Origin of the sequence: Cellvibrio sp., from assembly GCF_046347455.1 — a bacterium.
In the GTDB taxonomy this organism is placed as follows: Bacteria; Pseudomonadota; Gammaproteobacteria; order Pseudomonadales; family Cellvibrionaceae; genus Cellvibrio.
This window is the reverse complement of record NZ_JAXMGC010000002.1, coordinates 207,729-233,574: the sequence shown is the minus strand read 5'-3', so window position 1 is coordinate 233,574 and position 25,846 is coordinate 207,729. Positions and strand designations below refer to the sequence as shown.

24 protein-coding genes and 1 tRNA gene are annotated in these 25,846 nt (G+C 48.4%); 11 read left to right on the top strand and 14 right to left on the bottom strand.

Features of this window, described 5'->3' with window-relative positions; translation table 11 throughout:
* Positions 1–58: 58 nt before the first annotated feature.
* Genes U1F02_RS04935 through U1F02_RS04920 form a run of 4 tightly spaced genes read left to right on the top strand, consistent with a single transcriptional unit; the run spans position 59 to position 4,737 of the window.
* The gene (locus U1F02_RS04935) at positions 59–535 is read left to right on the top strand and encodes a MarR family winged helix-turn-helix transcriptional regulator (RefSeq protein WP_409989252.1); all 477 of its coding nucleotides are present in this window, start codon (positions 59–61) and stop codon (positions 533–535) included.
* On the top strand, positions 532–1,992 hold the full coding sequence (locus U1F02_RS04930; protein ID WP_409989251.1) for an efflux transporter outer membrane subunit: 1,461 nt from the start codon (positions 532–534) through the stop codon (positions 1,990–1,992). Before U1F02_RS04935 ends, U1F02_RS04930 begins: the two co-directional genes overlap by 4 nt.
* Complete coding sequence (locus tag U1F02_RS04925; RefSeq protein WP_409989250.1) at positions 1,985–3,172, top strand: HlyD family efflux transporter periplasmic adaptor subunit; 1,188 nt, start codon at positions 1,985–1,987, stop codon at positions 3,170–3,172. Before U1F02_RS04930 ends, U1F02_RS04925 begins: the two co-directional genes overlap by 8 nt.
* Complete coding sequence (locus U1F02_RS04920) at positions 3,172–4,737, top strand: DHA2 family efflux MFS transporter permease subunit (RefSeq protein WP_409989249.1); 1,566 nt, start codon at positions 3,172–3,174, stop codon at positions 4,735–4,737. The genes U1F02_RS04925 and U1F02_RS04920 overlap by 1 nt, the downstream gene beginning before the upstream one ends.
* Before the next feature lie 31 nt (positions 4,738–4,768).
* Here the strand turns inward: U1F02_RS04920 and U1F02_RS04915 are convergent, their stop codons facing one another.
* The 8 genes from U1F02_RS04915 to U1F02_RS04880 all read right to left on the bottom strand — a co-directional run bounded on the left by U1F02_RS04915 (position 4,769) and on the right by U1F02_RS04880 (position 13,100).
* Entirely contained in the window at positions 4,769–5,308 is a 540-nt protein-coding gene (locus U1F02_RS04915; RefSeq protein WP_409989248.1) for an MOSC domain-containing protein, read from the bottom strand.
* Between the two features lie 53 nt (positions 5,309–5,361).
* Entirely contained in the window at positions 5,362–5,796 is a 435-nt protein-coding gene (locus U1F02_RS04910) for a GNAT family N-acetyltransferase (protein WP_409989247.1), read from the bottom strand.
* 46 nt (positions 5,797–5,842) lie between these two features.
* Positions 5,843–7,234, bottom strand: coding sequence for a replicative DNA helicase (dnaB, locus tag U1F02_RS04905; RefSeq protein WP_409989246.1), 1,392 nt, complete (start codon positions 7,232–7,234; stop codon positions 5,843–5,845).
* Between the two features lie 128 nt (positions 7,235–7,362).
* Positions 7,363–7,809, bottom strand: a complete 447-nt coding sequence (rplI, locus tag U1F02_RS04900; protein WP_409989245.1) for a 50S ribosomal protein L9 — start codon at positions 7,807–7,809, stop codon at positions 7,363–7,365.
* Positions 7,810–7,821: 12 nt separating this feature from the next.
* Positions 7,822–8,049, bottom strand: a complete 228-nt coding sequence (gene rpsR, locus U1F02_RS04895) for a 30S ribosomal protein S18 (RefSeq protein ID WP_189418788.1) — start codon at positions 8,047–8,049, stop codon at positions 7,822–7,824.
* Positions 8,050–8,051: 2 nt separating this feature from the next.
* Complete coding sequence (rpsF, locus tag U1F02_RS04890; RefSeq protein WP_409989244.1) at positions 8,052–8,495, bottom strand: 30S ribosomal protein S6; 444 nt, start codon at positions 8,493–8,495, stop codon at positions 8,052–8,054.
* A 337-nt stretch (positions 8,496–8,832) separates the two neighbouring features.
* Positions 8,833–11,949, bottom strand: coding sequence for an efflux RND transporter permease subunit (locus U1F02_RS04885; RefSeq protein ID WP_409989243.1), 3,117 nt, complete (start codon positions 11,947–11,949; stop codon positions 8,833–8,835).
* Positions 11,950–11,954: 5 nt separating this feature from the next.
* Positions 11,955–13,100, bottom strand: a complete 1,146-nt coding sequence (locus U1F02_RS04880) for an efflux RND transporter periplasmic adaptor subunit (protein ID WP_409989242.1) — start codon at positions 13,098–13,100, stop codon at positions 11,955–11,957.
* A gap of 310 nt (positions 13,101–13,410) precedes the next feature.
* On the opposite strand from U1F02_RS04880, the gene U1F02_RS04875 reads away from it, so the two are divergent.
* The 3 genes from U1F02_RS04875 to U1F02_RS04865 all read left to right on the top strand — a co-directional run bounded on the left by U1F02_RS04875 (position 13,411) and on the right by U1F02_RS04865 (position 15,224).
* Positions 13,411–14,043 (top strand): TetR family transcriptional regulator, encoded by a 633-nt coding sequence (locus U1F02_RS04875; protein ID WP_409989241.1) that lies wholly within the window; start codon positions 13,411–13,413, stop codon positions 14,041–14,043.
* 159 nt (positions 14,044–14,202) lie between these two features.
* On the top strand, positions 14,203–14,898 hold the full coding sequence (locus tag U1F02_RS04870) for a hypothetical protein (RefSeq protein WP_409989240.1): 696 nt from the start codon (positions 14,203–14,205) through the stop codon (positions 14,896–14,898).
* Positions 14,899–14,927: 29 nt separating this feature from the next.
* A complete protein-coding gene (locus U1F02_RS04865; protein WP_409989239.1) occupies positions 14,928–15,224 on the top strand; it encodes a hypothetical protein in 297 nt (98 codons plus the stop codon).
* A gap of 40 nt (positions 15,225–15,264) precedes the next feature.
* Here U1F02_RS04865 and U1F02_RS04860 read toward each other — a convergent pair whose 3' ends face one another.
* From U1F02_RS04860 to U1F02_RS04850, 3 genes are all read right to left on the bottom strand, one after another.
* On the bottom strand, positions 15,265–16,608 hold the full coding sequence (locus U1F02_RS04860; protein WP_409989238.1) for a lipid A deacylase LpxR family protein: 1,344 nt from the start codon (positions 16,606–16,608) through the stop codon (positions 15,265–15,267).
* 92 nt (positions 16,609–16,700) lie between these two features.
* Complete coding sequence (locus tag U1F02_RS04855; protein ID WP_409989237.1) at positions 16,701–17,285, bottom strand: TetR family transcriptional regulator C-terminal domain-containing protein; 585 nt, start codon at positions 17,283–17,285, stop codon at positions 16,701–16,703.
* A gap of 211 nt (positions 17,286–17,496) precedes the next feature.
* Entirely contained in the window at positions 17,497–18,411 is a 915-nt protein-coding gene (locus U1F02_RS04850) for a LysR family transcriptional regulator (protein ID WP_409989236.1), read from the bottom strand.
* A 121-nt stretch (positions 18,412–18,532) separates the two neighbouring features.
* On the opposite strand from U1F02_RS04850, the gene U1F02_RS04845 reads away from it, so the two are divergent.
* Both U1F02_RS04845 and U1F02_RS04840 read left to right on the top strand, forming a co-directional pair.
* Positions 18,533–19,126 carry a hypothetical protein gene (locus tag U1F02_RS04845; RefSeq protein ID WP_409989235.1) on the top strand — a complete coding sequence of 198 codons (594 nt, stop codon included), beginning with the start codon at positions 18,533–18,535 and terminating at the stop codon, positions 19,124–19,126.
* Positions 19,127–19,175: 49 nt separating this feature from the next.
* Positions 19,176–19,604, top strand: a complete 429-nt coding sequence (locus U1F02_RS04840; RefSeq protein WP_409989234.1) for a DUF2141 domain-containing protein — start codon at positions 19,176–19,178, stop codon at positions 19,602–19,604.
* A 62-nt stretch (positions 19,605–19,666) separates the two neighbouring features.
* On the opposite strand, the gene rlmB is transcribed toward U1F02_RS04840, so the two are convergent.
* Positions 19,667–20,407, bottom strand: coding sequence for a 23S rRNA (guanosine(2251)-2'-O)-methyltransferase RlmB (rlmB, locus tag U1F02_RS04835; protein ID WP_409989233.1), 741 nt, complete (start codon positions 20,405–20,407; stop codon positions 19,667–19,669).
* 64 nt (positions 20,408–20,471) lie between these two features.
* Positions 20,472–23,327: a ribonuclease R gene (gene rnr, locus U1F02_RS04830; protein ID WP_409989232.1), complete on the bottom strand. Its 2,856-nt coding sequence runs from the start codon at positions 23,325–23,327 to the stop codon at positions 20,472–20,474.
* Positions 23,328–23,520: 193 nt separating this feature from the next.
* Between rnr and U1F02_RS04825 the strand changes: the two genes are divergently transcribed.
* Both U1F02_RS04825 and U1F02_RS04820 read left to right on the top strand, forming a co-directional pair.
* A tRNA-Leu gene (locus tag U1F02_RS04825) sits at positions 23,521–23,605 on the top strand.
* A 173-nt stretch (positions 23,606–23,778) separates the two neighbouring features.
* On the top strand, positions 23,779–25,149 hold the full coding sequence (locus U1F02_RS04820) for a class II fumarate hydratase (protein WP_409989231.1): 1,371 nt from the start codon (positions 23,779–23,781) through the stop codon (positions 25,147–25,149).
* A gap of 168 nt (positions 25,150–25,317) precedes the next feature.
* Here U1F02_RS04820 and U1F02_RS04815 read toward each other — a convergent pair whose 3' ends face one another.
* On the bottom strand, positions 25,318–25,782 hold the full coding sequence (locus U1F02_RS04815; RefSeq protein WP_409989230.1) for an OmpA family protein: 465 nt from the start codon (positions 25,780–25,782) through the stop codon (positions 25,318–25,320).
* Between the last annotated feature and the right edge of the window lie 64 nt (positions 25,783–25,846).

Sequence of the window (25,846 nt, the reverse complement as noted above, 5' to 3'; positions counted from 1 at the left end):
AAGGCAGATATTGCCAAAACAATATTTGACGCGACAAATTTTGGCGAGGCAAGAATTTATGGTCCAACATTACGACCCCTTCAACTTTAGCCCCAAGAACAGCCTGGGCTATTTGCTGAAAACCAACCATCAGCTGATGCACGAATGCGCAGACCGCGTGTTTGCCAACCACGACATCACCTTTATGCAGTGGCTCGCGCTGGTGAAGCTGAAGGACGGTTATGCGGAAACCGCAAGCGATTTGTGCCGCACTCTCTCACACGACAACGGCGCTATTACGCGTATGGTCGATCAGCTGGAAAACCGCGGATTTGTTGAGCGCGAGCGTAGCCAGCAGGATCGCCGCGTGGTCAAGTTGCTTATTACCGAAGCTGGCCGCGCCAAATTGGCAGACCTGACACCGCCTTTCATCATGAGCCTGAATGAAGCCCTTTCACCCTTTAGCGCTGAGGAGTTTGCAGAGTTAAACCGCATGCTCGGCAAGCTAAAAACCTGCTTTGAACAAGCCTTTACCTCCGAAGAGGAAGAACTATGAATTCAAGGATAAAGCACCTCTATCTGCCGCTGGCGCTGGCGATTAGCCTGTCCAGCTGCGTATCGCCACCTAAAGAAGAAACACGCATCACCCCCATTGACACCAAGACCTTGGGCCTAAGTCAAACCGCATCACCCCGCGCGGCTGAAGGTTGGTGGAAGGTCTTTGGCGATGCACAGCTCAACCAACTGATTGATGACTCGCTGGCCAATAGCCCAAGCTTGGGTGAAGCGCTGATTCGCGTGCGCGGCGCGCAAGCACAAGCGGTAGCCGCCGGTGCCAAGTTGCGCCCTGGTTTTGCGATTGATGCCGATGAAACCTATCAGCGCCTGTCTGAAAACTACATCTACCCACCTAAAGAGGCGGGCTTGGGTGTAGCCGGTGGCGATATGGCCTGGATGGGTCAAGCAACTCTGGGCTTGTCGTGGGATTTGGATTTTTGGGGTGCGCAAGCGAACCTGTTTAAGCAAGCACGCAACAAAGTGCTCGCTGCCGAACTGGATAGTGCAACCGCACGCTTAGCCTTGTCCGGCGCTATGGCGCAATCCTACGTGGCTTTGTTCCGCGCTTACGCGCTGGCCGATTTGGCTGAGCAGAACGAGCGCCAGCGCGAAACCATGCTCAATATCACCAAGAGCCGCTTGCGGGCTGGTTTGGACACGCAGCTTGAACTCAAACTGGCCGAAGCCGCCCTGCCCCAAGCGCGCAACTCTCGTTTGCAGGCAGAAGTTCAGCGCGATATAGCTATCCACAATTTGGCCGCGCTGTCTGGTCGCGGTGCCGATGCTTACGACAAGATCGGTCGCCCGCACATTACGCCCGATGCAACCTTGCCTTTGCCTAGTGAACTTACGCTGGATTTGCTGTCACGTCGCCCTGATATTTTGGCGGCTAAAGCCCGCGTAGAAGCCGCAACGGCTGGCCGTGCTGCAGCAAAAGCGGCTTTCTACCCCGATATCAACCTCAAAGCCTTTGTGGGTTTACAAGCCGTAGGTTTGGATAAGTTGAGCGATTCTGGCAGCACCATTTACGGCGCGGGTCCAGCCTTGCATTTGCCAGTCTTTGATTCCCAACGCTTGAAAGCTGGCTACATAGGTGCAACCGCTGAGTTGGACGGCGCAGTGGCGAGCTACAACGAAACCCTGCTTAAAGCGATTCGCGACGTGGCAGACCAGCTGACCCGCTACGACTCGCTCAAACGCCAATTAGCGCAAACCAACCAATTCGCAACCGCAACCGAGGCTGCTTACAAGTTGGCGCAAGATCGCTACAAGGCGGGTTTAAGTTCGCAACTCAGCTTGCTGAACGCCGAAACCCAAGTGATTAACGCACGCCGCGAGCTAATCACCATCAATACCCAATTACTGATTACCCGGGTCACGCTCCTCCTCACCTTTGGTGGCAGCTTTGATCCCGATACCCACTTTGTTCTCGCACAGGGAGGCCAACATGAATAATCCCGCTACTGATTCATCCAACGCTGCCGCAACCGGCAAACGCAACCAACGCTTGTTAATCCTCGGCGCGGTTGTCGCCCTGAGTGCAGTTGCCTATTCGGCTTACTACTTTTTGCATTCACGTTACTTCGAAGAAACCGACGACGCCTACGTTGCCTCTGACATGGTGCAAATCACCAGCGAAGTTTCCGGCACCGTATTGTCGGTAAACGTGGATAACACCCAGCACGTAGAGCGCGGCCAAGTTTTGCTTGAGCTAGACCCTGCCGATGCACAGATCGCCGTGGCCGCTGCCGAGGCTGAACTTGCACGCACGGTACGTACCGTACGCGGGCTTTTTTCGAAATCCAGCGGTTTAAAAGCAGTGATTAATGCACGTCAAATCGCCTTGCAAAGTGCCCGTGAAGATTTGCAACGCCGTTTGAAAGTGGCTAACGAAGGTGGTGTCTCTGCGGAAGAGTTGCAACATTCCAAAGATCAGGTCGCGCAATTGGAAGCCGCTTTGGCAACCAGCACAGAAGAGCTGGAAACCAATAATGCCCAAGTGGAAAACACCACCATCGCCAATCACCCACAAGTATTGGCCGCTATCGCGAATTTGCGCCAAGCCTCTTTGGCGTTGAAGCGTACCCACGTGGTAGCTCCTGTAAGTGGCGCAGTCGCACGTCGCAACGTGGAAATTGGCAGCCGCATTGCGGCGGGCACGCCCTTGCTGGCTGTGGTTCCGCTGGAAAACGCTTGGGTTGATGCAAACTTCAAAGAGGTGCAATTGGAACACATGCGTGTCGGCCAGCCGGTAGAGGTTTACTCTGACATTTATGGAAAGGACGTGAAATATCACGGAAAAATTGCTGGCTTAGGCGCTGGCAGTGGCGCGGCTTTCGCCTTGCTTCCGCCGCAGAACGCCTCAGGTAACTGGATTAAAATCGTACAACGCGTACCTGTGCGCATCGCGCTTGATCCGCAAGAACTGGCCAAAAACCCGCTGCGTATTGGTCTTTCCATGCGTGTGAGCGTGGATATGCACAACACCGACGGCTCACTGGTTGCCACTCAGGTTCGCACAGCGCCGCAACAGGTCGTCGTGAGCGGCGAGCATGACAGCCAGCTCGACCTCAAAATTGCGGACATCATCAAACGCAACAGCCGTGAACCTAAAACCGCGAGCGGAGTTCTCTAATGAGCACCGCTGCGGCACAACCAACTTCCGGCGCACCAAGTACATCTGGCGCCGGGCTACCTATGGGTTTGGTGGCAACCGCGCTGGCGCTCGGCACCTTTATGCAGGTGCTGGATACCACCATCGCTAACGTGTCCATTCCAACCATCGCCGGTAATTTGGGCGTTTCGCCCGACCAAGGCACATGGGTAATTACCTCTTTCGCAGTGGCGAATGGTATTTCCGTTCCGCTGACTGGCTGGCTGATGCAACGGTTCGGCGTGGTACGTACCTTCGTTGCCTCCGTGCTCCTGTTTACGCTGGCGTCATTCCTGTGCGGTATTGCTTGGAGTTTGCCATCGCTCATCGCTTTCCGGGTGTTACAAGGCGCTGTTTCCGGCCCCATGATCCCCGGCTCGCAAGCACTGTTACTGGCGCTATTTCCGCCCGAAAAGAAAGGCGCGGCGCTGGCTGTATGGTCTATGACAACGCTAGTTGCCCCCATCTGCGGCCCCATTTTGGGCGGGTTTATTTCCGACAACTACGCGTGGCCCTGGATCTTCCTGATTAACGTGCCTGTGGGTTTGTTCTGCGCATTCATTTGCTGGCAGGGCATGAAACACAAAGAAACCCCCACCCGCAAATTGCCGGTGGACGGTATCGGCCTCGGCCTGCTGGTGGTTTGGGTTGGCGCGTTGCAAATCATGCTGGATAAAGGGAAAGACGCCGACTGGTTCCACTCCAGCTTCATCATCGTTATGGGCTTGGTTGCGCTGGTTGGCTTCATTACCTTTTTGATTTGGGAGTTTAGCCAAAAGCATCCCATCATCGATCTTTCGTTGTTCAAAAACCGTAACTTCAGCATTGGGACACTCGCCCTGTGCCTTGGTTACGGCGTGTTCTTCGGCGCTGTGGTGCTGCAGCCTTTGTGGATGCAAACCTGGCTTGGTTACAACGCTACCTGGGCAGGTTTAATCGCCGCGCCCAGCGGTATGGTTGCGGTGTTTATCTCGCCCTTTGTGGGGAAATACATCAGCAAATTTGATACTCGACTCTTTGCGCTCTTTGCTTTCTTCGTGTTCGGTGTCTCCTATTTTATGCGTGCCGGCTACACCGCCGATGCGAGCTACAGCGCTTACATAATGCCTTTACTCGTACAGGGAATCGCTATGGCTATCTTCTTTATCGCGTTACTGACGATTATTTTGGATGGGGTTCCACCTCACCAAATCCCCGCAGCCTCCGGCCTGTCCAACTTTTTGAGGATTGTGACCGGAAGCTTCGCAACCTCCATCACCACCACCTTTTGGGATGACCACGCAGCGCTACATCAAACCCGATTGGCCGAGATGTCCAGCATTTACGACTCCAACGTGCGCGAATCCTTGAACCAGCTCGCTGCAACTGGACTCAACCAAACCCAATCACTCGCGGTACTTAGCCGCGAGCTGGGAAATCAGGCGCATTTAATGTCCGCATTGGATTTCTTCTGGATTGCGGGTTGGTTGTGCTGGGGAATTGCAGGATTGGTCTTGTTCACGCGCAGACCGCAAGGTGGGAAGCCACCGGCTGCGGCGGCAGATTGATGATGTTTAAAAGGCGCCTTAGGGCGCCTTTTTAATTGTCGAAGAGATTAAGTGATCTTGGGTTAGATGATTTTTCGGATTCCAATCGCACGACTGCATCCCCCAATTTAATCAAGCCGCCTTTCACCACTTTCGCACACAAACCACCATAACCAAACATAGCAGCCGCGCCGCCCGTTCCTAAATTTTCATCCATCCGCGAACAAGGGTCGCAGAGCGCGGAGGTTTCCAAAATGGCCTCACCGATTTGCAAACGCTGAAAACGCAGCAGATTTAAATTCATTCCTGAAATAACAAGATTGCGGCGCAAGAGTGTTGGGTCGATAAAATCTTTACCTAATTGCTGTGCGATTTGATGAATATATTCGCTGCTGATAATAGTTACTTGTCGCGCAGAACCGGGGGATTTTAAACAGCGATGATCACCTTCCAAACCCAAACCAACTAACGCCTGAACGGATTCAACAATTTTAATTTCACCGCGACGTTCCGTACGTAAACCAATCCACTCGAGCGTTCCCGGCGCAATTTCTCGGCGAAGTTTTTCTAGGAATCGGGTATCACGGTCCATGAAAATATTGTTACCTGAGGACGGAGCAATGAAGTGGAGATGAAAGATACTTTCTAAAGACTCAACTCATAGTTATGTGCTGTTTTTTTAAATTTAAAACCAATGCACTGATAAAACACGTGAGACTCTTCTCTTTGAATATTGGAGCGAACAACTAATTTTGTAAGTTTTGCATCCCTTGCCCAACGCACTGCGGCCGTAATTAATTGTTGGCCAATACCTAGACGCCGATATTTCTGACCTACAATAAGGCCGGTAATTTCCGCCTTAAATCCAGTCTCCAATGAAATTCGCTTTTCTACGACAACCCAACCACACACTGATTTACCGCTATTAATTGCAACAAACACACCGTGATTTTCTGAATCTAATAAATAACCTAACCATTCTTTTGTGTGCGTTTCATTAGTCGTGTAACCAAGTTCAGCCGTTAAGCTGGATATTTCTGCAACGTTTTCATTTTTCGCTGCGCAAATTTCAATATTCATAACTGGATTACTGCTCAACGAAAAAGATTTAAATTTCTTCAACCCATTAATAATCACTGTTCTGGAAATACTCTGGCGCCAAATTATCAAAGCGCGTGTATTTTCCGATAAACGCGGCGCGGCAGGTGCCGATTTCGCCGTTACGTTGCTTGCCGATAATTAATTCGGCGGTGCCTTTGTCGGGGCTGTCTTCGTTGTAGTATTCATCGCGGTAGATAAACAGAATTACGTCGGCGTCCTGTTCAATCGCACCCGATTCACGCAAGTCGGAGTTCATGGGGCGTTTGTTGGGGCGTTGTTCCACGCCGCGGTTTAACTGTGAAAGTGCGATCACCGGGCATTCAAATTCTTTGGCGATACCTTTGAGCGAGCGCGAAATTTCTGAAATTTCTTGCGTACGGCCTTCACCACCGCCAGCGACGGTCATCAACTGTAAATAGTCGACCATGATCATGCCGGGGTTGCCGTGTTCGCGTGCGATGCGGCGAATGCGGGCGCGCATTTCCTGCGGATTCAAACCGCCGGTATCGTCGATAAACAGCAGCTTGTCTTTCATTTTTTGCACGGCGGCGGAAAGTTTCGGCCAGTCTTCTTCGGTTAATTTTCCGTTACGCATTTTGCCTTGGTCGATGCGACCGAGGGACGACATCATCCTCATAATCAAAGCCGCTGAGGGCATTTCCATACTGAAGATGAGTACGGGTTTTGGCTGACTAAAGAGCGCGCCTTCTACAAAGTTAAGCGCGAGTGCGGTTTTACCCATAGAAGGACGCGCTGCGAGAATAATGAGTTCGCCTGGTTGCCAGCCGGAGGTACGCGTATCCAAATCGGTGATGCCGGAGGGCACGCCGGTAATGTCGCTGCCCGAACGAAAAAGTTCGTCGATACGCTGAACGGTGGCTTTCAGCAGATCGTTTACGCCTACCAAACCACCTTCTTTGGGGCGATCTTCCGCGATATCGGCAATGCGTTTTTCAGCAATTTGCAAAAGATCGTCGGAATCCAAACCGGCGGGATTAAAACTCGATTTGCTGATTTCCGATGTGGCTGCAATCAGTTGGCGCAGCGTGGAACGCTCGCGCACGATCTTGGCGTAGGCAACTATATTTGCGGAGCTTGGCGTGTTGTTGGCCATTTCCACCAAATAGCCCAAGCCACCAACGCGCTCCAACTCATTGTGTTTGTGGAGCTCTTCGGAGAGGGTGATAACGTCCAGCGGTTCACCGGCTTCTTGCAAGTGAACCATCATACGGAAGATCAGGCGGTGGTCTTCGCGGAAGAAATCGGATTCACTCACGACCTCCAAAACCGCGTCCAGACGATTGTTGTCCAGCATTAACCCGCCAAGCACTGACTGCTCGGCTTCTACCGAATGGGGTAAGGTGGATTTTCCTGACAGCTCGCTGGCGAGCGTCTCTTCGAAAGTGGTGTCGGACATAGATATTGGTTTTATATGGGCAAAAAAAATCGGGCGCTAACGTCAACCGAAAGGTTGTCGATAGTGCCCGATTTTCACTTGCTTGTCAGCAAACTGCGACAAACAAAACTGCTATTGAGACCCGCTAATTACTCAGCGATTACGTTCAATTTAACAGCTTGTAACACTTCAGCGTGCAACTGAACGTCGATTTCGTACGCACCAGTTTCACGCAGAACGCCTTGTGGCAAACGTACTTCTGATTTCGCAACAGCAACACCAGCAGCGGTGATAGCTTCAGCAATATCGCGAGTACCGATAGAACCGAACAAACGGCCTTCGTCACCAGCGTTAGCAGCGATAGTTACAGTCAACTCAGCCAACTTCTCAGCGCGAGCAGTTGCTTCAGCGATTTTGGCAGCAGCAGCGGCTTCTAATTCAGCGCGACGAGCTTCAAAATCAGCAACGTTTTTTGCAGTAGCAGCAACCGCTTTGCCTTGTGGCAAGAGGTAGTTACGGCCGTAACCAGACTTAACGGTAACTTTGTCACCGATAGCGCCTAATTTACCTACTTTATCGAGCAGAATAACTTCCATCTCTATTACCCCTTACTCGTGGCTGTCAGTGTATGGAATCAAAGCCAAGTAACGAGCACGCTTGATAGCAGTAGCCAACTGACGTTGGTATTTAGCTTTAGTGCCAGTGATACGGCTTGGAACGATTTTACCGGTTTCGGTGATGTAGGCTTTCAAGGTTTCAACATCTTTGTAGTCGATTTGCTTGGTGCCTTCAGCAGTGAAACGGCAGAATTTACGACGACGGAAAAAACGTGCCATGGTTAAACCTCCTGCTCTTCATCAAGTTCATCAGCATCAACATCGTCTTCATCAGACAAGTCATCTGCATCCAGGTCGTCACGACGCTCTGCGCGTGGTGGACGTGCTTTACGCTCACGGCCTTCTTTCTCAGCCTTGAGGATGAACGATTCTTCAGTGATAGCCGCGTCTTCGCGGATTACCAAGCTGCGCAGGATCGCATCGTTGTAACGGAAGTTGGTGGTCAACTCTTCCAACACGGTTTCGCTAGCTTCGATGTTCATCAAAACGTAGTGAGCTTTGTGGATTTTGTTGATGGAGTAAGCCAATTGGCGACGGCCCCAGTCTTCCAAACGGTGAACTTGACCACCGCTAGATTTAACAGCAGAGGTGTAACGCTCTACCATTGCTGGAACTTGTTCGCTTTGGTCCGGGTGAACCAAAAAAACGATTTCGTAATGACGCATGTATAGCTCCTTACGGGTTAAGTCTCCCACTGGATGCGGTGAGACAAGGAGTAGCCCGACTTATCTATCAAAACACTTCGGGCCGGTTGGGGGTGCGTATACTAGGGATTTAGTGGGGGAGATGCAAGGATAAAAGCGGGATGGAGGATAAAAAGCAGGCTTTTGGGGCAGGATTTACGGTAACGGCAACCCCCTCAGTAACTGCTCCTGCAAAGGTAGAGAGCATAACCCCCTCCCAACCTCCCCCCTTGAAAAGAGGGAGGAGCTGTACTCCCTGTTTAATTACGAGGTACAGCTAGCCCCCTCCCTTTTTCAAGGGGAGGATTGGGGTTAAGGGTCATTCACCCTTCTTCGGAAACCACTTCTTCGCCAACTGAAACACCACCACAAAGAACACCGGCACGAAGAAAATCGCCAAAACTGTTGCCGATAGCATTCCCCCGAACACGCCCGTACCGATTGCATTTTGGCTACCGGAACCTGCCCCATGGGCAATCACCAGAGGAGTTACACCCAGCATAAACGCGAGCGATGTCATGATGATAGGACGCAAGCGCATGCGCACGGCGTCCATGGTGGCATCAAACAAACTCATACCTTGTTCATTCAGGGACTTGGCAAACTCCACAATTAAAATCGCGTTTTTGGAGGCGAGACCAATCGTCGTTAGCAAACCAACTTGGAAATAAACGTCATTGGAAAGCCCGCGCCCAATTGCAAACAGTACCGCGCCGAGCACACCGAGCGGAACCACCAACATAACCGCAAAGGGCACCGACCAACTCTCATAGAGCGCAGCAAGGCAAAGGAACACCACCAAGATGGATACCGCGTAAAGCATAGGTGCTTGATTGCCGGACTGGCGCTCTTGAAATGACATGCCCGTCCATTGGTAGCCCACACCCGCCGGAAGCTTTTTAATGATTTCTTCCACCGCTAGCATGGCATCGCCGGAGCTTACACCGGGAGCGCCCTGCCCGTTGATATTGATGGAAGCAACACCGTTGTAACGCTCTAAACGCGGTGAACCGAAAATCCAGCGTCCCGTCGTAAAGGCCGAGAAAGGAACCATCTCGCCTTTGTTGTTACGCGCATACCAGTTGCTAACATCCTCCGGCAACATACGGAATTGCGCATCTCCCTGCACGAACACCTTTTTGACGCGCCCGCGGTCGATAAAATCATTCACATAAGATGCGGCCCAAGCGGTGTTGAAAATGCTGTTGATATCACTGAGCGAAACACCCAAAGCCGCTGCCTTTTCTTGATTCACATCCAATTTAAATTGCGGCGTATCGTCCTGACCGTTGGGGCGAACATTGACCAAGCGCGCATCTTTTGAAGCCATGCCCAAAAATTGATTGCGCGCTTCAATCATCGCATCGTGCCCAATACCACCGAGATCTTGTAACTGCAAATTGAAACCCGTTGATGTGCCCAACTGCGTAATGGCTGGGGGCACAAAGGGGAATACCATGGCTTCTTTAATTTTGGAGAAGGTTCCCATGGCGCGCTTGGCAACGCTTTGCACATCCTGACCTGAATGCGTGCGCTCGCTCCAATCTTTTAAACTGACAAAAGCGATACCGTTATTTTGACCACGACCACTAAAGCTAAAACCAATTACCGAAAACACAGAACGTATATTGTCTTTTTCTGTTTCCAAATAATGTTTTTCAATTTGGTTCATCACAGCAATCGAGCGCTCTTTGGTGGAGCCTACTGGCAGAGACATTTGCGTATACATGTAGCCTTGGTCTTCGTCGGGCAAAAACGATGACGGCAAACGCGTGAACAACAGCCCCAACACAATCACAATCGCAACATAAATCACCATAAAACGACTGGTGCGACCGAGCATGCCGCGCACGGTAGATTGATAGCGCGTTGTTGCTTTGTTGAAGTTGCGATTAAACCAACCGAAGAAACCTTTTTTCTCGTAATGATCGTGATCAACAGGTTTTAACAAGGTGGCGCAAAGCGCAGGTGTGAGCGTTAGAGCCACAACAACAGACAACAACATGGCCGACACAATGGTGATAGAAAATTGGCGATAAATAACGCCGGTTGATCCACCAAAAAATGCCATAGGTACGAACACCGCCGCTAACACCAACGCAATTCCAATCAGCGCACTGGTAATTTGTCCCATGGATTTTCGCGTGGCTTCGCGCGGTGATAAGCCTTCTTCCGCCATGACCCGCTCGACGTTCTCCACCACCACAATCGCATCATCCACCAGCAAACCAATGGCGAGCACCATGGCAAACATAGTTAGCGTATTGATGGAAAACCCGCACACAGAAAGCACACCAAAAGTACCCAACAAAACCACAGGCACAGCAATCGTAGGAATTAAAGTCGCGCGGAAATTTTGCAGGAATAAATACATCACCAAAAACACAAGGATGATCGCTTCAACCAGCGTTTCAACTACGGCTTTAATAGAAAGACGAACGAAAGGTGTGGTATCCATGGGATAAACCACTTCCATTCCCTGCGGAAAAAATTGCGAGAGTTCCGTGATACGCGCACGCACCGCATCCGCAGTTTCTAATGCGTTTGCACCAGCAGCGAGGGTAATTGCCATACCCGTTGCGGGGCGATTGTTGTACTCGGTTTCGAATTGATAATTCTCACCACCAAGCTCAACACGTGCCACATCACCCAAGCGAATTTGCGAACCATCGTTATTCACACGCAACAAAATATTTTTAAATTGTTCCGGCGTGGACAAGCGTGTTTGCACAACAATGCTCGCGTTGACTTGTTGGCCAGGAAGCGCTGGTGTGCCACCTAACTCACCCGCGGCAATTTGCGCGTTTTGCGCTTTAATCGCAGCGGTAACATCGGTTGCGGTTAAATTGAAGGTGGCGAGTTTATTGGCGTCCAACCACACGCGCATGGCGTATTGCGAACCAAACAAAGTGATTTGCCCAACACCGTTTACGCGGCTCAGTTGATCTTGCACATTGGCGGCAACGTAATCGGCAATATCGTATTTATCCATGCGACCATCGGCAGATACAAAACCGATAATCAATAAAAAGCCCGCAGAAGATTTTGTTACGCGAATACCTTGCTGTTGCACCTCTTGCGGCAACAAAGGCATTACGGTTTGCAATTTATTTTGCACTTGAACTTGTGCGATATCAGGATTGGTGCCCGCCAAAAAAGTTAGCGTCACACTACCCGACCCGCTGGATTCACTGGTAGACGACATGTATTGCACATTGTCGATTCCCGTTAGACCCTGTTCGATAATTTGAATCACAGTATCTTGAACAGTCTGTGCGGAAGCGCCGGGATAATTCGCGTTAATACTTACGGACGGTGGCGCTACTTCCGGGTACTGGGCGATGGGCAATTTAAAAATCGACAGCGCACCGGCCAGCATAATTAAAATTGCGATTACCCAAGCGAACACCGGGCGATCAATAAAGAACTTCGCCATGCTGGTTACTCCCCGGTCTTAGTCGCGATTTTTGCAGGAACCGCTTTCACAGTCGCACCCGGTTTTGCTTTTTGCAAACCGTCCACAATGACCTGATCGCCGACCGCCAAACCTTCATCCACCAACCATTTGTCGCCAACGGCGGTGCTCGTTTTTATGGGGCGAAGTTCCACTTTGTTTTCTTTATTTACCACCAGCGTTGTTGCCCCGCCGGAACGATCACGCGTTACGCCTTGTTGCGGAATTAAGATGGCTTTTGCGTGCACACCATCTTGCAATTCAGTGCGCACGAACATGCCTGGTAGAAGCAATTTATCGGGATTGGGAAAAAGTGCGCGCAGCACTACCGTTCCCGTGGATTCGCTAACGCCGACTTCTGAGAACTGCAAGCGACCTTCCTGCGCATAACGAGAGCCATCGCTCAACACGAGCTTCACTTTGGTCTCGCCAGGTGCGGACAACTTGCCGCTCATCATTTGGCGACGCAGCTTTAGCATTTCATCAACCGATTGGGAAACATCGACATAGATTGGGTCGAGTTGTTGAATAGTTGCCAAGACTTGCGATTGGCCAGCACTCACCAAAGCGCCTTCGGTCACGCTGGATTTACCGATCACGCCGCTAATCGGCGCGAGAACTTTGGTGTATTTAAGATTAATGCGTGCGTTCTCTACCGCCGCTTTGCCAATCTCCAGATTCGCCCGCGCTTGGGAGAAGGCAGCTTGCACATCATCGAAATCCTGTTGGCTAATCGCTTTAGAGGCAATCAAACTTTGGAAGCGCGCGTTGCGTGCTTTCGCGGTCGCATAGTTAGCTTCAGCGCGGGATTGCTCCGCTTGGGCACTCGTTAGCGCGGCTTCAAACGGGGCTGGATCAATTTGGTACAAAGGCGTGCCTGCTTTGACTTCGGCGCCCTCGGTAAATAAACGCTTCTGGATAATCCCGCTCACTTGCGGGCGAACCTCAGCTTTGCGGAAGGCAGATGTACGTCCAGGTAGTTCAGATGTAATAGCCGCGGTCGATTCGCTTACCACGACTACGCCGACTTCAATTGGTGGTACGTCGCCCCCGGCGGGAGCCTTGGGTCCACATGCCGTTAAAAGCCCGATGGATACTGCAACCGAAAGGGTTAAATATTTGCTGCGCGACATGGTACACCTCTTCCAAAAACGCGATCCCTATAACAATGCCGATCACACAACCCCAGCATCAACTATTGAGACAAGAACAATAAAAATCAGGTAAACATACATCTATGAATGTATTTTGTATTACAGCCAATAAGTACGCCGTTTTCAACAAAAACGATGAATATATTCACAAACTTAACAATCTTTGCACATATTAACTCAGTTTAAATGGGCGACAGATTGTCAGTAGTATTGACGAAATTATAGTCTACACCTGTAAAATACATGCACCAATGAATGTTTAGATTTGTTATTGATCGAAGGAAACTTTGTGGCACGAAAAACCAAAGAAGATGCTCTCGAAACCCGCAACCAGCTCTTAGATGCGGCGGAAAGGGTATTTTTTGACAAAGGCTTTAGCCTAACCAGCCTCATGGACATCGCCGAAGCGGCTGGACTCTCGCGCGGCGCCATTTATTGGCACTTTAAAAACAAGAGCGATTTATTCGAAGCCATGGCAGACCGTATTCGCCTCCCCTTGGAAAACCTGACCGACGCTTGTGCAGACGAAAAGGAACCTAACCCTCTAGGCAAGCTACGTGACTTCTGGGTTCAAGTACTCAAAGAAACCACCCGCAACCCACGCCGCAAACGCGTCCTCAGTATTCTGTTCTTTAAATGCGAGCTAAACAGCGAAGCCAAGCAGCTGGAAATTCGCCGCCAGACCGCAACCCTCGAATACATTCAAGGCATTGAGCAATGCCTGAAAAACGCTATAGACAAAGGTCAGCTCCCCGCCAACCTTAACGTACACCAAGCCGCCACTGCCAACCATGCGCTCATCACCGGCTTAATTAGCAACTGGCTATTCCTACCCGGCAGTTTTGATTTGGATAAGTACGCGGAGACTATGGTTGATGGGTATTTGTTTATGCTTAGAGAGAATTCTGGTTTTCAAAACTAATCCAGCAAGAATTTCGAAGCGGCTCAAGGATATCCCCCTCTAAACAGCTGTATATTGGCTCTGCGTGAAAGCTTAAGACAGATAACGAAATATCGAGTCAAAAAGCGTACTTTGTACCTGAAAAAAAACGAATATTCGTAATCACAAATAGGAGCCACAATGAAAGTAGTTAAAATCGCATTTTTGGGATTGGCCGCAAGTATCTCAATCAACTGCTTTTCTCAGGCCGTTGAAGAGATCGTCGTTACCGGCGAACGCGCCGGAGAGTACACCGAAATACCCTCAGTTACTTTTAAGAAAAAAGCTGACTTTCTTGTTCAAAGCGTTCAATTGATCAATGACAGCAGATCGCCAGAGCTTAGAAAAAGCGAAATAACCAATACGATTAAAAACTTGATAATAGCCTCAAAAAAAATCAAAGGAATTGAACTTTCCTATGGCGAAGGATTTTTAACTCCAATCAACATTAATGATGATGCGTTAAAAATCATGGAAGACAAAAAATCTAGCGACACTAGCCGGATAAATATATCGATTAAAATAGCAATAACAGCAAAGGAAATAGCAAAAGAAAAAATAGACGAACTAAAGAAATTCTTGAAAAATGCTAATTTGGTAGGAAGAACATTACTTGAAGAAAAAGGTGATATTGGATTGAGCATTGTTAATCCTGAGCAATATCGGTATGAAGTTTTATCACTCATTGCAAAAGAAAATACCAAACTCAAAGAAACCTTTGGATCAAATTGCTCTACTGAATCTGATGGACTTACAGGGCGTGTTGAGTGGGAACGGGTAGCAATCGATGAATTAATTTTGTTTATTAGATTTAAAACAAAAGTCAGTTGCCATTAGCCCCCTCATACCAAAGAGATTAGTAAAACATGTCTCTGAAAACAAAGCCATTTATTGATATTGCTTTATTGATATTCAGGCTTCTCATCCTCTGCGCCTACATATCTCTCATTTTTATAAAACCCACAGGTGAAGGTTGGGGGCGCGGCTGGAACCTGGTGGCTTATTGGATGTACCTAGCACCTGCCGTATTTATTTTGGGAGGCTTACATGTTTGGCGTCAGCGAGCTATAGGCAAAGAATTTAATCGGTTCGACGCGGTATTCACCTTCCTTGCATTTGTTTTTCCATTTATCGCATTTGTGGCTTTAAAACTTAAAGCATAAACAAAAAAGCCGCTTGAAATTCTCAGCGGCTTGTTTTGGTTTAAATTGTCTTCGCAAATATTAATCCACCCCAGACGACATTCCTGTCGCCATCGCCCTCTCTAATTTCCGAGGATTGCGCGCGCAAAACATAACTCACGCGATAACCTTGGCGAAATGCGTAGGTGTAACCTGCCCAGCCTTCTACGATAAGGGGGCGCAAATCAGAATAGTGATACGAGAAATCGGAATCTCTGAATTGCCCTTGCAGAAAAGCGTTATAAAAACGCGCCTTTAGGCTAAAGCCTGCCCAAAAATAATGTTCGTTCGTACTCGCTGTATTGTTGCTGTAGGTGGATTTTTCGCCGTAGCTGATTAAATCGGGATTGAAGCTTGCCCAAGGGCTAATAATTTTTCCCGTGCGCAAACTCAAGCCCCAGCTGGTTTCCGTTAAATAACCGACGGATGCCTGCACCGTACTTTTTAATTCAACCGAATCAGAACCTGTTGCGATGTATGACTGCCGTGCAATCACATAGCGCCCGGTTAATTCGCCCCCGTCGCTGATTTGATGATTCCAACCGCGCGCGTCACTACTTTGAGTTTCACGGTGCGCCGCGTTTTGCAAATCACCCACGATTCCTAAACCCAAAACACCCAAAGTAAGCGTCGTATTCCACGCTAGGTTTTTGTCCGTATCAATCTGTTCATGAGAACTGGAGAAATAAACGAGGCTCGCATAGGGGCGATCTGTTTCGTTAATAGTGGTGCGATCTAACTCTTTTGGTGTGAAACCGTACAAACCAATTTCGACACTGTAGTTGTCAATTGCGCCAGCGCCGGAAAGCTTTTGCACGCCCAGCAGTGAATCAATTGCGGCGAGCGGTGCTTTCAGCGAAATGGGCGCATCCACCGCACTTTCACCTGAATAAGTGAGATTGGTACCGTAGGTGTAATCGCGATCGCGATGGCCAGGAGCCAACAGGTCGTTATCAAAAGACAAGGCCCAACTGGTTTTGGATTTTTTCACTTCTGCTGTTAACAAAGGGCGCTTTTCATCCTCAACCAAAGCGGCTAGTTGCAACCATTGATTGTGCGGCTTAGTCGCCAAATAATCGCTGGTATCCGCCTTGGCGTAATGGGCGGTGGAGATCAGCAGTACAGCCGCGAATACCTGAACCAACACGGCGCGCAGGTAAAACAGACTATCTGATAAGAAACCCAAACGCGTCTTGCTTAGAGGTGACGCTTTTGCAGACGCATCGGGCGATGTTGTGCTGAATTCTGGTCGCGACTGGGTATGCGCTGCGGAGAATCCGGCTGATGCAAGGGTGTATTCCTTGGAGTCAATCAAACCATTCATAAAACCACCATTAAATGACCAGTCGTCTTCTTTTTGAACCAAAACGAACGCGGCTTTTGGCCACGATGTTTAGGGAACATCCATTAGGACGAAGGATATAGGTCTTAAAAAAATAACTAAGTACGCTGAATGACTTAGTTGTTACCCAAAATACTGGGCAAGGCTGCTAAAAACGCGTCGAGAGGCTCGCGACACTTGGTGGCTTTCATGCGCATCAAGGTGCCTTCCCACGCGTTAAACAAGAATTCTGCAAGCAAGCTGGCAGAAATTGAGTTTTTAAGGCTTCCGTCAAGCCGCGCTTCTTCGAGCAGGTCTTCCACTATTTGAGTCTTGTTGCGCATCATTTGCCGCACCTTGATTCGAATAGCTTCGTTGGAATCCGACATCTCCTGGCACATATTGCCAATAAAGCAGCCGCCATTAAGGTTGGATTCGCACCCCGGAATACTGTTTTCAAAGAAGTTTTTCAAACGCTCAAGTGGCGGAACCTTGCGGTCACCCACTAATTTTTTGGTCGCTGACATGCGCTCATCTGCCACCATTTCAATTGCAGCAAGGGCAAAATCCTCTTTGCTTTTGAAATAGGTGTAAAAGGAACCTTTGGGCACCGAGGCAGCATCGACTATGTCCTGAATACTGGTGCCGTTATAACCACGAGTGGCCATAACCTTAATACCGGCTTCCAGTAGATAGTCTTTTTTAAGTTCGCGTTTGCTCATGGGATAATAATATGACCAGTCGTCTGTAAACACAAGTAGCTGAAGATAAAATTTATGCAGGGATTAATATCTTGTATTCCGTTCTTATACACGGAGCTTACAAGCCATTTCTTTCAAACTGGGCTCTCGCTAAAGCAAAAAAGAGGAGCAATGCGTCCTTGCCACCCTGTCTGTCTACAAATACTTTTAAATCAACCGATAATGTTTATTTTCAGACTTTGTTTTGACCTTGAATCAACTGAATGAGATGTTCTGCCAAATGATCGTAGACAGCGCGAATACGCGGATTTGAACGTAATTCCAATGGAGCTGTTAACCACACTTGCGTGTCTGGAATCCAATTTTCGGGTAATACTCTCACTAGCTGAGAATATCGCTCGGCTAATAACGCGAAGCCAAATCCAATACCCATGCCATCTAACATGGCCTGCCAACACACCAACTGATTATCGCAACGAATCGCAAAGGATTCGCGCGTAAGTTCAATTCCCAGCGCTCGCGTACTGTTCACAATCGCTGGGTTTTTATCGTAGCCAATCCAATCAAACTCGCCCATTGTCGCTGGAGAAAAAGGCACTTCTTTTCTCGCCAGATACTCTTTGCTCGCATAGCCACCCATTTTTAATCCGCCCAAATGACGGGCTACCAAAGTGTCCTGCTGAGGCTTGGACATACGTATAGCGATATCGGCCTCTCTTTCTAACAAATTATCTACCGCATTGTTGGCCACAATTTCTAGCTGAATGTCAGGGTACTTAATTCGCAAACTCGCCAATATTGGTGGCAAGAGATACACACTTGTGTTTTCACTCGCTGTAATTCGTACAGTCCCCTTAAGAGATTGGCTTTGTCCCGATGCTGCCAATTGCAATGCATGTGCTGCCTGCTGCATTTGTCTGGCGGGATAAACCAGCGCCTCCCCCGCTGCAGTGAGCACGCTACCACGGGCACCACGAGTAAATAGTGCAGCGCCTATCTCCGCTTCAAGGGCCGCGATTTGCCGACTTAAAGTTGGCTGAGTTGCACCTATAGCCTCCGCTGCGCGCGCAACAGCTCCATGCTCTACAACTGCAAGAAAAGCCTGAATCAAGCCCCAGTCAAAATTTAACCGATTCGAGTTATCCAATTTTGCATAGCTCCTATGCCACTTTCGATATTGTTGGAGAAGCCCTCTCCAACCACAATGAACTCAACAAAAACACTTTTTCAAATCACGTTAACCGAGACAACACAGCGAGGATCCAAACATGAAAACGCTTTATCGTTACCTTCTCGAAAGACCAACAACCAGAATGCTTGTTGCCTTCACTGCCATTTCTTTTATGTTTAATTATTGGGCATCAAAGATCTTAATGGCGAGTTATATAGAATCCAAATTCCCCGTACCTTATTTTGTTGCTCAATTATCTTTCAATCCAGAAAAACTGAAAGGCTGGTATAGCTTTTTAATCAACGAAGGGACGCTCGATATTTATTTGAGAACTCAACACATAGATACGCTATTTATTATTTCTACTCTACTGCTTCACGGTTTAGGCTTAGTGATGTTATCACGCCTTTTTAGTAAGTATTCAAAAGGCAGAAAGATCATGGTGGTATGCGCTTTGATTTCGGCTTTAGCGCCAATTAGCGATCAATTGGAAAACGTAATTTCCTACGTGATGCTTATGAATCCAACTCATTTCTTTGGCGGGCTCGCTTATGTGTACTCAAGCTTTGCAGCGTTAAAATTTGCGTTCTTCGTATTTGCCTATATTACCGCCATCATCGGTTTGATTGCAGGACTCATTAGCCTAGCTTTGCGTACAAAATCCACTTTTATAAAACATCAAAACATTTAACACTCATTCCCAAAAAATCCACTACACAATATATTCTTAAGGAATCACCATGAAAAACACTAAACACTTAGTTGCACTAACAACCCTTTTAACTAGCCTAGCTAGCCCAAGCATCTTCGCAGAAGAGCTCGTTGCCGTAATAACCAATATTAAAGAAGTCAAAGGCAGCTTGTACGTATCCCTTTACAACAATGAGGCTAATTTTCAACGCAATGAAAATCCAGTGACTCGCAAAAAAGTGAATGTCGATGCAACTACTATGAATGTCAGCTTGGGTGATTTACCTTCAGGAGAATATGCTCTAAAGGCTTACCACGATGAGAACGACAACGGCAGATTAGACTTCAGCAATACAGGTGCGCCTAGTGAATCGTTTGGATCGAGCGGTAGCAGTAAAGAGTTGGCGCCACCCACTTACAATGAAGCAAAAATTGCTTTTTCTAAGAGCCAAAAAGTAAATATCAATTTACTGAGATAGTAAAAAAAAGCCGGAGATATTGTCTCCGGCTTTTTTTACTCTGTTGTTGACAGCAAGCCCAACTATTTTGAACGCTGACGAACCGCTTCAAAAAGCACGACACCTGTTGCCACAGAAACATTCAAACTACTTACAGTACCTGCCATTGGGATATTAACGAGATGATCGCAAGTTTCTTGGGTTAATCGACGCAACCCATCGCCTTCTGCTCCCATAAGAATCCCTACATTTCCGGTTAGATTTGCTTGGTAGACGGATTGCTCAGCTTCGCCCGCAGCACCAAATAACCACACGCCTTTTTCCTGCAGTTTTTTTAACGTGCGGGCAAGGTTAGTTACTGGTACCAGTGGCAATACTTCCGCCGCGCCGCACGCAACTTTACGAGCAACCGGGGTAAGACCAACAGATTTATCTTTGGGCACAACCACCACGTGGACACCGGCGGCCTCTGCCGTGCGCATACAGGCACCGAGATTATGAGGATCGGTCACGCCATCCAAAATTAAAATAAAGGCGGGTTCGCTGAGCTTATCGATAAGCTCGAACAGAAATTTTTCATCGTGGACTTCGCCGGGAGTACACACCGCAACAACGCCTTGGTGGTTTTCATCGCCAACCAGTTCATCCAGCTTTTTACGCTCGACGACTTTGCAGCTGATGTCATTACTTTGAGCAAGGTTCAAAATTTTGGTTAGGCGCTGGTCATTTCTGCCCTGCACCATAAAAATTTCTAACACGCGCTGCGGTGCGCTTTTTAAAAGTGCCTGCACCGAATGCAGGCCAAAAATATGTTCGTTTTTCAAAAAATTTACTCTTTAAAATAACTCTTGCTGAGTTTTAATATGTTCGTCGTCTTTCAGCCAACGGTTAAGCCTTGTCGTTAGATTTGCCCAGCGCTTTTTTAACAGCAGCTTTCGCCTTAGCAACGAGTGACGAAGCCGCGCTTGGGGAAGATTCTTGAACTGGTGGTACCGCCTTCTTGCGTGAAGCTTTTTTTGTTTGCTCACCATTTTCTGCCTCGCTGGATTTTTTCGCTTTAGCCGGTGCAGATTTTACTCCACCGCTTTTATCCAATGATTTACTAACCGCTTTTGCGGTTGACCGCGATTTTTCTGGAGCCAAAGCCTCAGCCGCTTTCTTGGCTGCCGCTATTTTCTCCGCTTTGGTCTGTGCAGGAGATTTGCTCGTGGCTTTTTTAGCAGCGCCCGTTTTTGCAGATGCAATTTTACTGACTAAAGATTTACCGGAGGGAGTTTTAGCTGTTGGGTTTTTACCTGCGGATTTTTTGGGCGCCTTTGTGGGCTTTTCCGCCTTGGATAGGCCAGTCGACTTTTTTGTAGCTGCTTTCTCTGTCGCAGCTTTTTTTGTTGCCGATTTTGCGCTGTTTGATTTGCCAGCCGCAGACTTAGCATCTTCAGCGCGCGCTTTTTTCTTCTCGGCCTTTTTAACCACAATAGGAACGATGGACTTTTTAGGGCGACGAATAGCGTTATCCGATTCCAATTCGAAATCAATTTTGCGATTTTCCAAATCGACACGAACAACACGTACTACAAGCTCATCACCTAAACCAAACACGCGACGGGTACGATCCCCCACCAATCTGTGTTGCGCAGCCTCAAAGCGATAGTAATCATGGGGCAAGGCTGTGATGTGCACCAAGCCATCTACATACAGATCTTTTAATTCAACAAACAAACCAAATCCGGTCACCGCACTTACATGACCTTCAAATACAGCGCCCACTTGGTCGCGCAGGTATTCGCACTTCAACCAGCTCACCACATCACGCGTTGCTTCATCGGCGCGGCGCTCGGTCATTGAACATTGCTCACCAAATACCACCATGTCGTTAGCGTTGTAGGGATAAATTTGGCGAGTTGGAATTGGCATTGCGCCAGCGGCGCGTCGAACATGAGTGGTGGGTGTCTCGCTACGAATTACTGAGCGAATAGCACGATGCACCAACAGATCAGGATAGCGGCGAATAGGCGATGTGAAGTGTGTATAAGCATCGTAACCCAAACCAAAATGCCCACGATTTTCCACTTGGTACATTGCCTGACGCAAGCTGCGCAGCATGACGGTTTGAATCATGTTTGAATCGCTGCGACCTTCAATGTATTGCATTAGTTGTTGGTAATCGCCTGACGTTGGATCTGCTCCGCCACCCAAACCTAAGCCAAGTTCTGCCAAAAATTCACGCAGGTTAGTAAGCTTTTGCTCGGTTGGACCTTCATGTACGCGATAGAGTCCTACAAGGTTATGCTTTTCCAAAAATCTTGCTGCACACACGTTGGCGCACAACATACATTCTTCAATAAGTTTATGCGCATCATTGCGCTTTACCGGAACAATGCGTTCAATTTTGCGATCTTCATTAAATTGAATGCGCGTTTCTACCGTATCAAAATCAATTGCGCCGCGTTCATCGCGTGCAATACGCAAACATTGATACAACTTATGCAACAACTCCAACTGCGGCACTACATGTTTGTACTCTTCACGCAGAACTTTTGATTCATCATCAGTTTCAGTGAGAATTTTTCCAACTTTGGTATAGGTTAAACGCGCGTGGGAATACATTACGCCTTCGTAAAATTCATAACCCGTAATTTTTCCTGCATCGGTGATTGTCATTTCGCATACCATGCAAAGACGATCTACCTGCGGGTTCAACGAACACAATCCGTTTGAAAGTGCTTCTGGCAGCATGGGCACAACGTAGTCTGGAAAATAAACGGAGTTGCCGCGACTGCGCGCTTCCATATCAAGCGCGCTATTTACTTTCACGTAATGCGATACATCGGCAATAGCAACATACAAACGCCAGCCGCCGCGGCGACGCTCACACAGAACTGCGTCGTCAAAGTCGCGCGCATCTTCGCCGTCGATAGTGACAAAAGGTAAGTGGCGAACATCAATGCGATGCAATTTATCGCCTTCATCAACTTCGGCCGGAAGAACGGAAGCTTCTGCCGCTACATCCTGCGGCCATACGTGGGGAATACCATGCGCTTGAATCGCTAATTCGATTTCCATACCCGGCGCCATGTGATCGCCGAGCACTTGAATGACGCGCCCCATAGGCAAACGATTTTTATCGGGTTGCTGGGTGATTTCCGCCACCACGATTTGGCCGTGAATGGCGCCACCGTAGGCACCGAATGGAATCATAATATCTTGCGTGATGCGCGCATTTTCCGGCCGCACAAACTGCACGCCATCTTCATTAAAAAAGCGCCCCGCCAATTGCGTGGTATTACGCGCTAAGACCTCAACTATCGCACCCTCTTCTTTACCGCGATATTGCTCTCCGGACAAACGCACCAAGACTTCATCGCCATCAAATACGCGTCGCATTTGGCGATTGTGCAAATAAATATCTTCGCCGCCATTTGCTGGAATCACGAAACCATAACCATCTTTATGGCCTTGAACACGCCCGCGAATCACATCAATTTTATCGAGACGGAGATAAGCATCTTTGCGGTTGCTAATCAGCTGACCATCGCGTGCCATGGCGATAAGGCGACGGCGCAGCGCTTCAATCTGGTCTTCATCCGTAAGGTTGAGAATCTCGCACATTTGCGGGTGGGTGATAGGCTCTGAAGCGCTATCGAGCAGATCCAAAATGTACTCGCGGCTGGGAATGGGATTTTCGTATTTCTCAGCTTCGCGAGCGGCAAAAGCGTCTTGATGCGGGGCTTTACGTTTGGTCAAAGGAATTGTCCTGTAGTGAAAAAAGCAACCATCTGGCTGCCTATCATTGGCTGGATGCCATCTGCATCCAATTATAGGGTAGTCATTATGACAAACCCACAAATATATCCAGTTTGCGCGTTGACAAGCCTTGAGTCGCTATTTATAGTTCGCGGCCTCAGCAAACGCCAGAGATTCAGGCGCTAGCCGAGCTGCCCAGGTGGTGAAATTGGTAGACACGCCAGCTTCAGGTGTTGGTGGCGCAAGCTGTGTCGGTTCGAGTCCGACCCTGGGCACCAAATTCAAATTGGCCTTTAAGGCCTCCTCAAAAAGCCTCGATGCAAATGCATCGGGGCTTTTTGTTTTCAAGCTCCTTCAGTCTCGTTGACTTCCATAGAACTTCTCGCCGTAAAATCCGTCACACCATCATTACCTTTCGTTTCATCACTAAGCCACGCATCAGGAAAACACCATGTCTCAATTTCGTACCGAGCGCGACACCATGGGTGAACTTCAGGTTCCAGTGGAAGCACTTTATGGTGCGCAAACGCAACGAGCCGTGAACAACTTTCAGCTGAGCAGTTTGCAATTGCCGAATGAATTTATTCGTGCGATTGCTCACATTAAAAAGGCAGCTGCACAAACGAATCTGCAATTGGGTTTACTGGATGCAGAAATTGCCAAGGGCATCTTGAATGCGAGTGATGTCATTATTGCTGGGCAGCATGCAGACCAATTTCCTGTTGATGTTTTTCAAACGGGATCTGGTACGAGCACCAACATGAATGTGAATGAAGTTATTGCACACTTGGCAAGCGCGGCGGCTGGAACTCAGGTGCACCCTAACGACCATGTGAACATGAGCCAAAGCAGTAACGATACTATCCCAAGCGCCATTCACATCAGTGCGGCAATAGCCTTTGAACATCTATTATTTCCAGCGCTGGAAAACCTGCATACACATTTGCTCGGAAAAGCAGAACAGCTGAATCATGTTGTTAAAACCGGCCGCACACATTTGATGGATGCAATGCCGCTTACCTTCGGACAAGAAATTAGCGGTTGGGCAAGTCAAATTGAAAGCAACTACGTACGGCTGAAAACTTTATTTCCTCAACTTTTGCATTTAGTGCAAGGCGGCACTGCGGTAGGCACCGGCGTAAATGCGCATCCACAATTTGCTATTCTCTTTGCGCAACACCTAAGCGATAACACAGGATTAACGTTTATTCCGTCGGATAATTTTTTTGCATTGATGAGCGCGCAAGACACTGCAGTAGCAGCCTCAGGGCAACTCAAAACACTCGCCGTCAGTTTAATGAAAATTGCAAATGACTTGCGCTGGATGAACTCAGGCCCTTTGGCCGGGATTGCAGAAATTAACCTGCCGGCTTTACAACCGGGCTCATCAATTATGCCGGGAAAGGTAAATCCAGTTATACCAGAAGCTTTGTGCATGGCCTGCGCACAAGTTATAGGAAATGACGCAAGCATCACGCTCGCGGGTCAGTCGGGAAACTTTCAATTGAATGTAATGTTGCCGCTGGTTGCTCATAACCTGCTGCAATCTATTCAGCTTTTAAGCAACGGCTGTAATCGGCTAGCCGAGGTTATTAGCGGCTTCACCGTGAACCACAACAATATCGAACATGCGCTGGCCAAGAACCCGATATTAATCACTGCGCTTAACTCCATCATCGGCTACGAAAAAGCGGCCGCTATTGCGAAAAAAGCGTATCAGGAAGGAAAACCGATCATAGATGTGGCGCAAGCAGAAACGAATATTAGCCGCGAAGAACTAGAACGTTTATTAAACCCTGCGCTACTGACAAACAGTCCATGATTCACGCAAGATGAAATAAGGCGTAAACATATACGCTAACAAAGAATAAACAAAACGCAGCAAGTGCCATTCCTGATAATTTACGTGCTGTCATAAAAGCCTCGCCATTATCCAGCTTTGCTCAGCAAAATTCACGCTTGAATATTTAAGAATCAAGCAGAAACTTAATTAGCTAAGGTTTGGGTAATTGATAATGATGTTAACCCTGCGGTTACGCACACGCGCATCGTCAATAGTGTTGCACGGATAGCCGTGAAATAACCCGATTTCCTGTGCTCTTAAGCGCGATCGGCTTACCCCGGTTCTATCAACCAAATAATCGACGAGGCTCTGAGCTCGCTCCAAAGAAATTTTCTGTGCATCATTTGGTGTGGCATTGTCAGCAGGAGCCTGAATAGTCGCGGTCACTTCAGGGTTGCTATTAAGAAATTTTCCAACGCGGTTTAATTCTGAATAATATTTTTCAGCAATATCTGATTGATCAAGCCCGTATTCCATACGTAACCCCATAATTACACGAGCAGCCGAAGATTGCTTAGCTGCCTTGGCATTCGGAACAAACTGCGCCTCACAGTAGCCTGTTACTGAACGATTATTACTACTGTTGTCATGAGTGACCAAGTAATCAACCATGGTCTTAGCCCTGCGTTGAAATAAATTATTCTTCTGTTGGCAACTCCAACACCGCTTGTAGGAC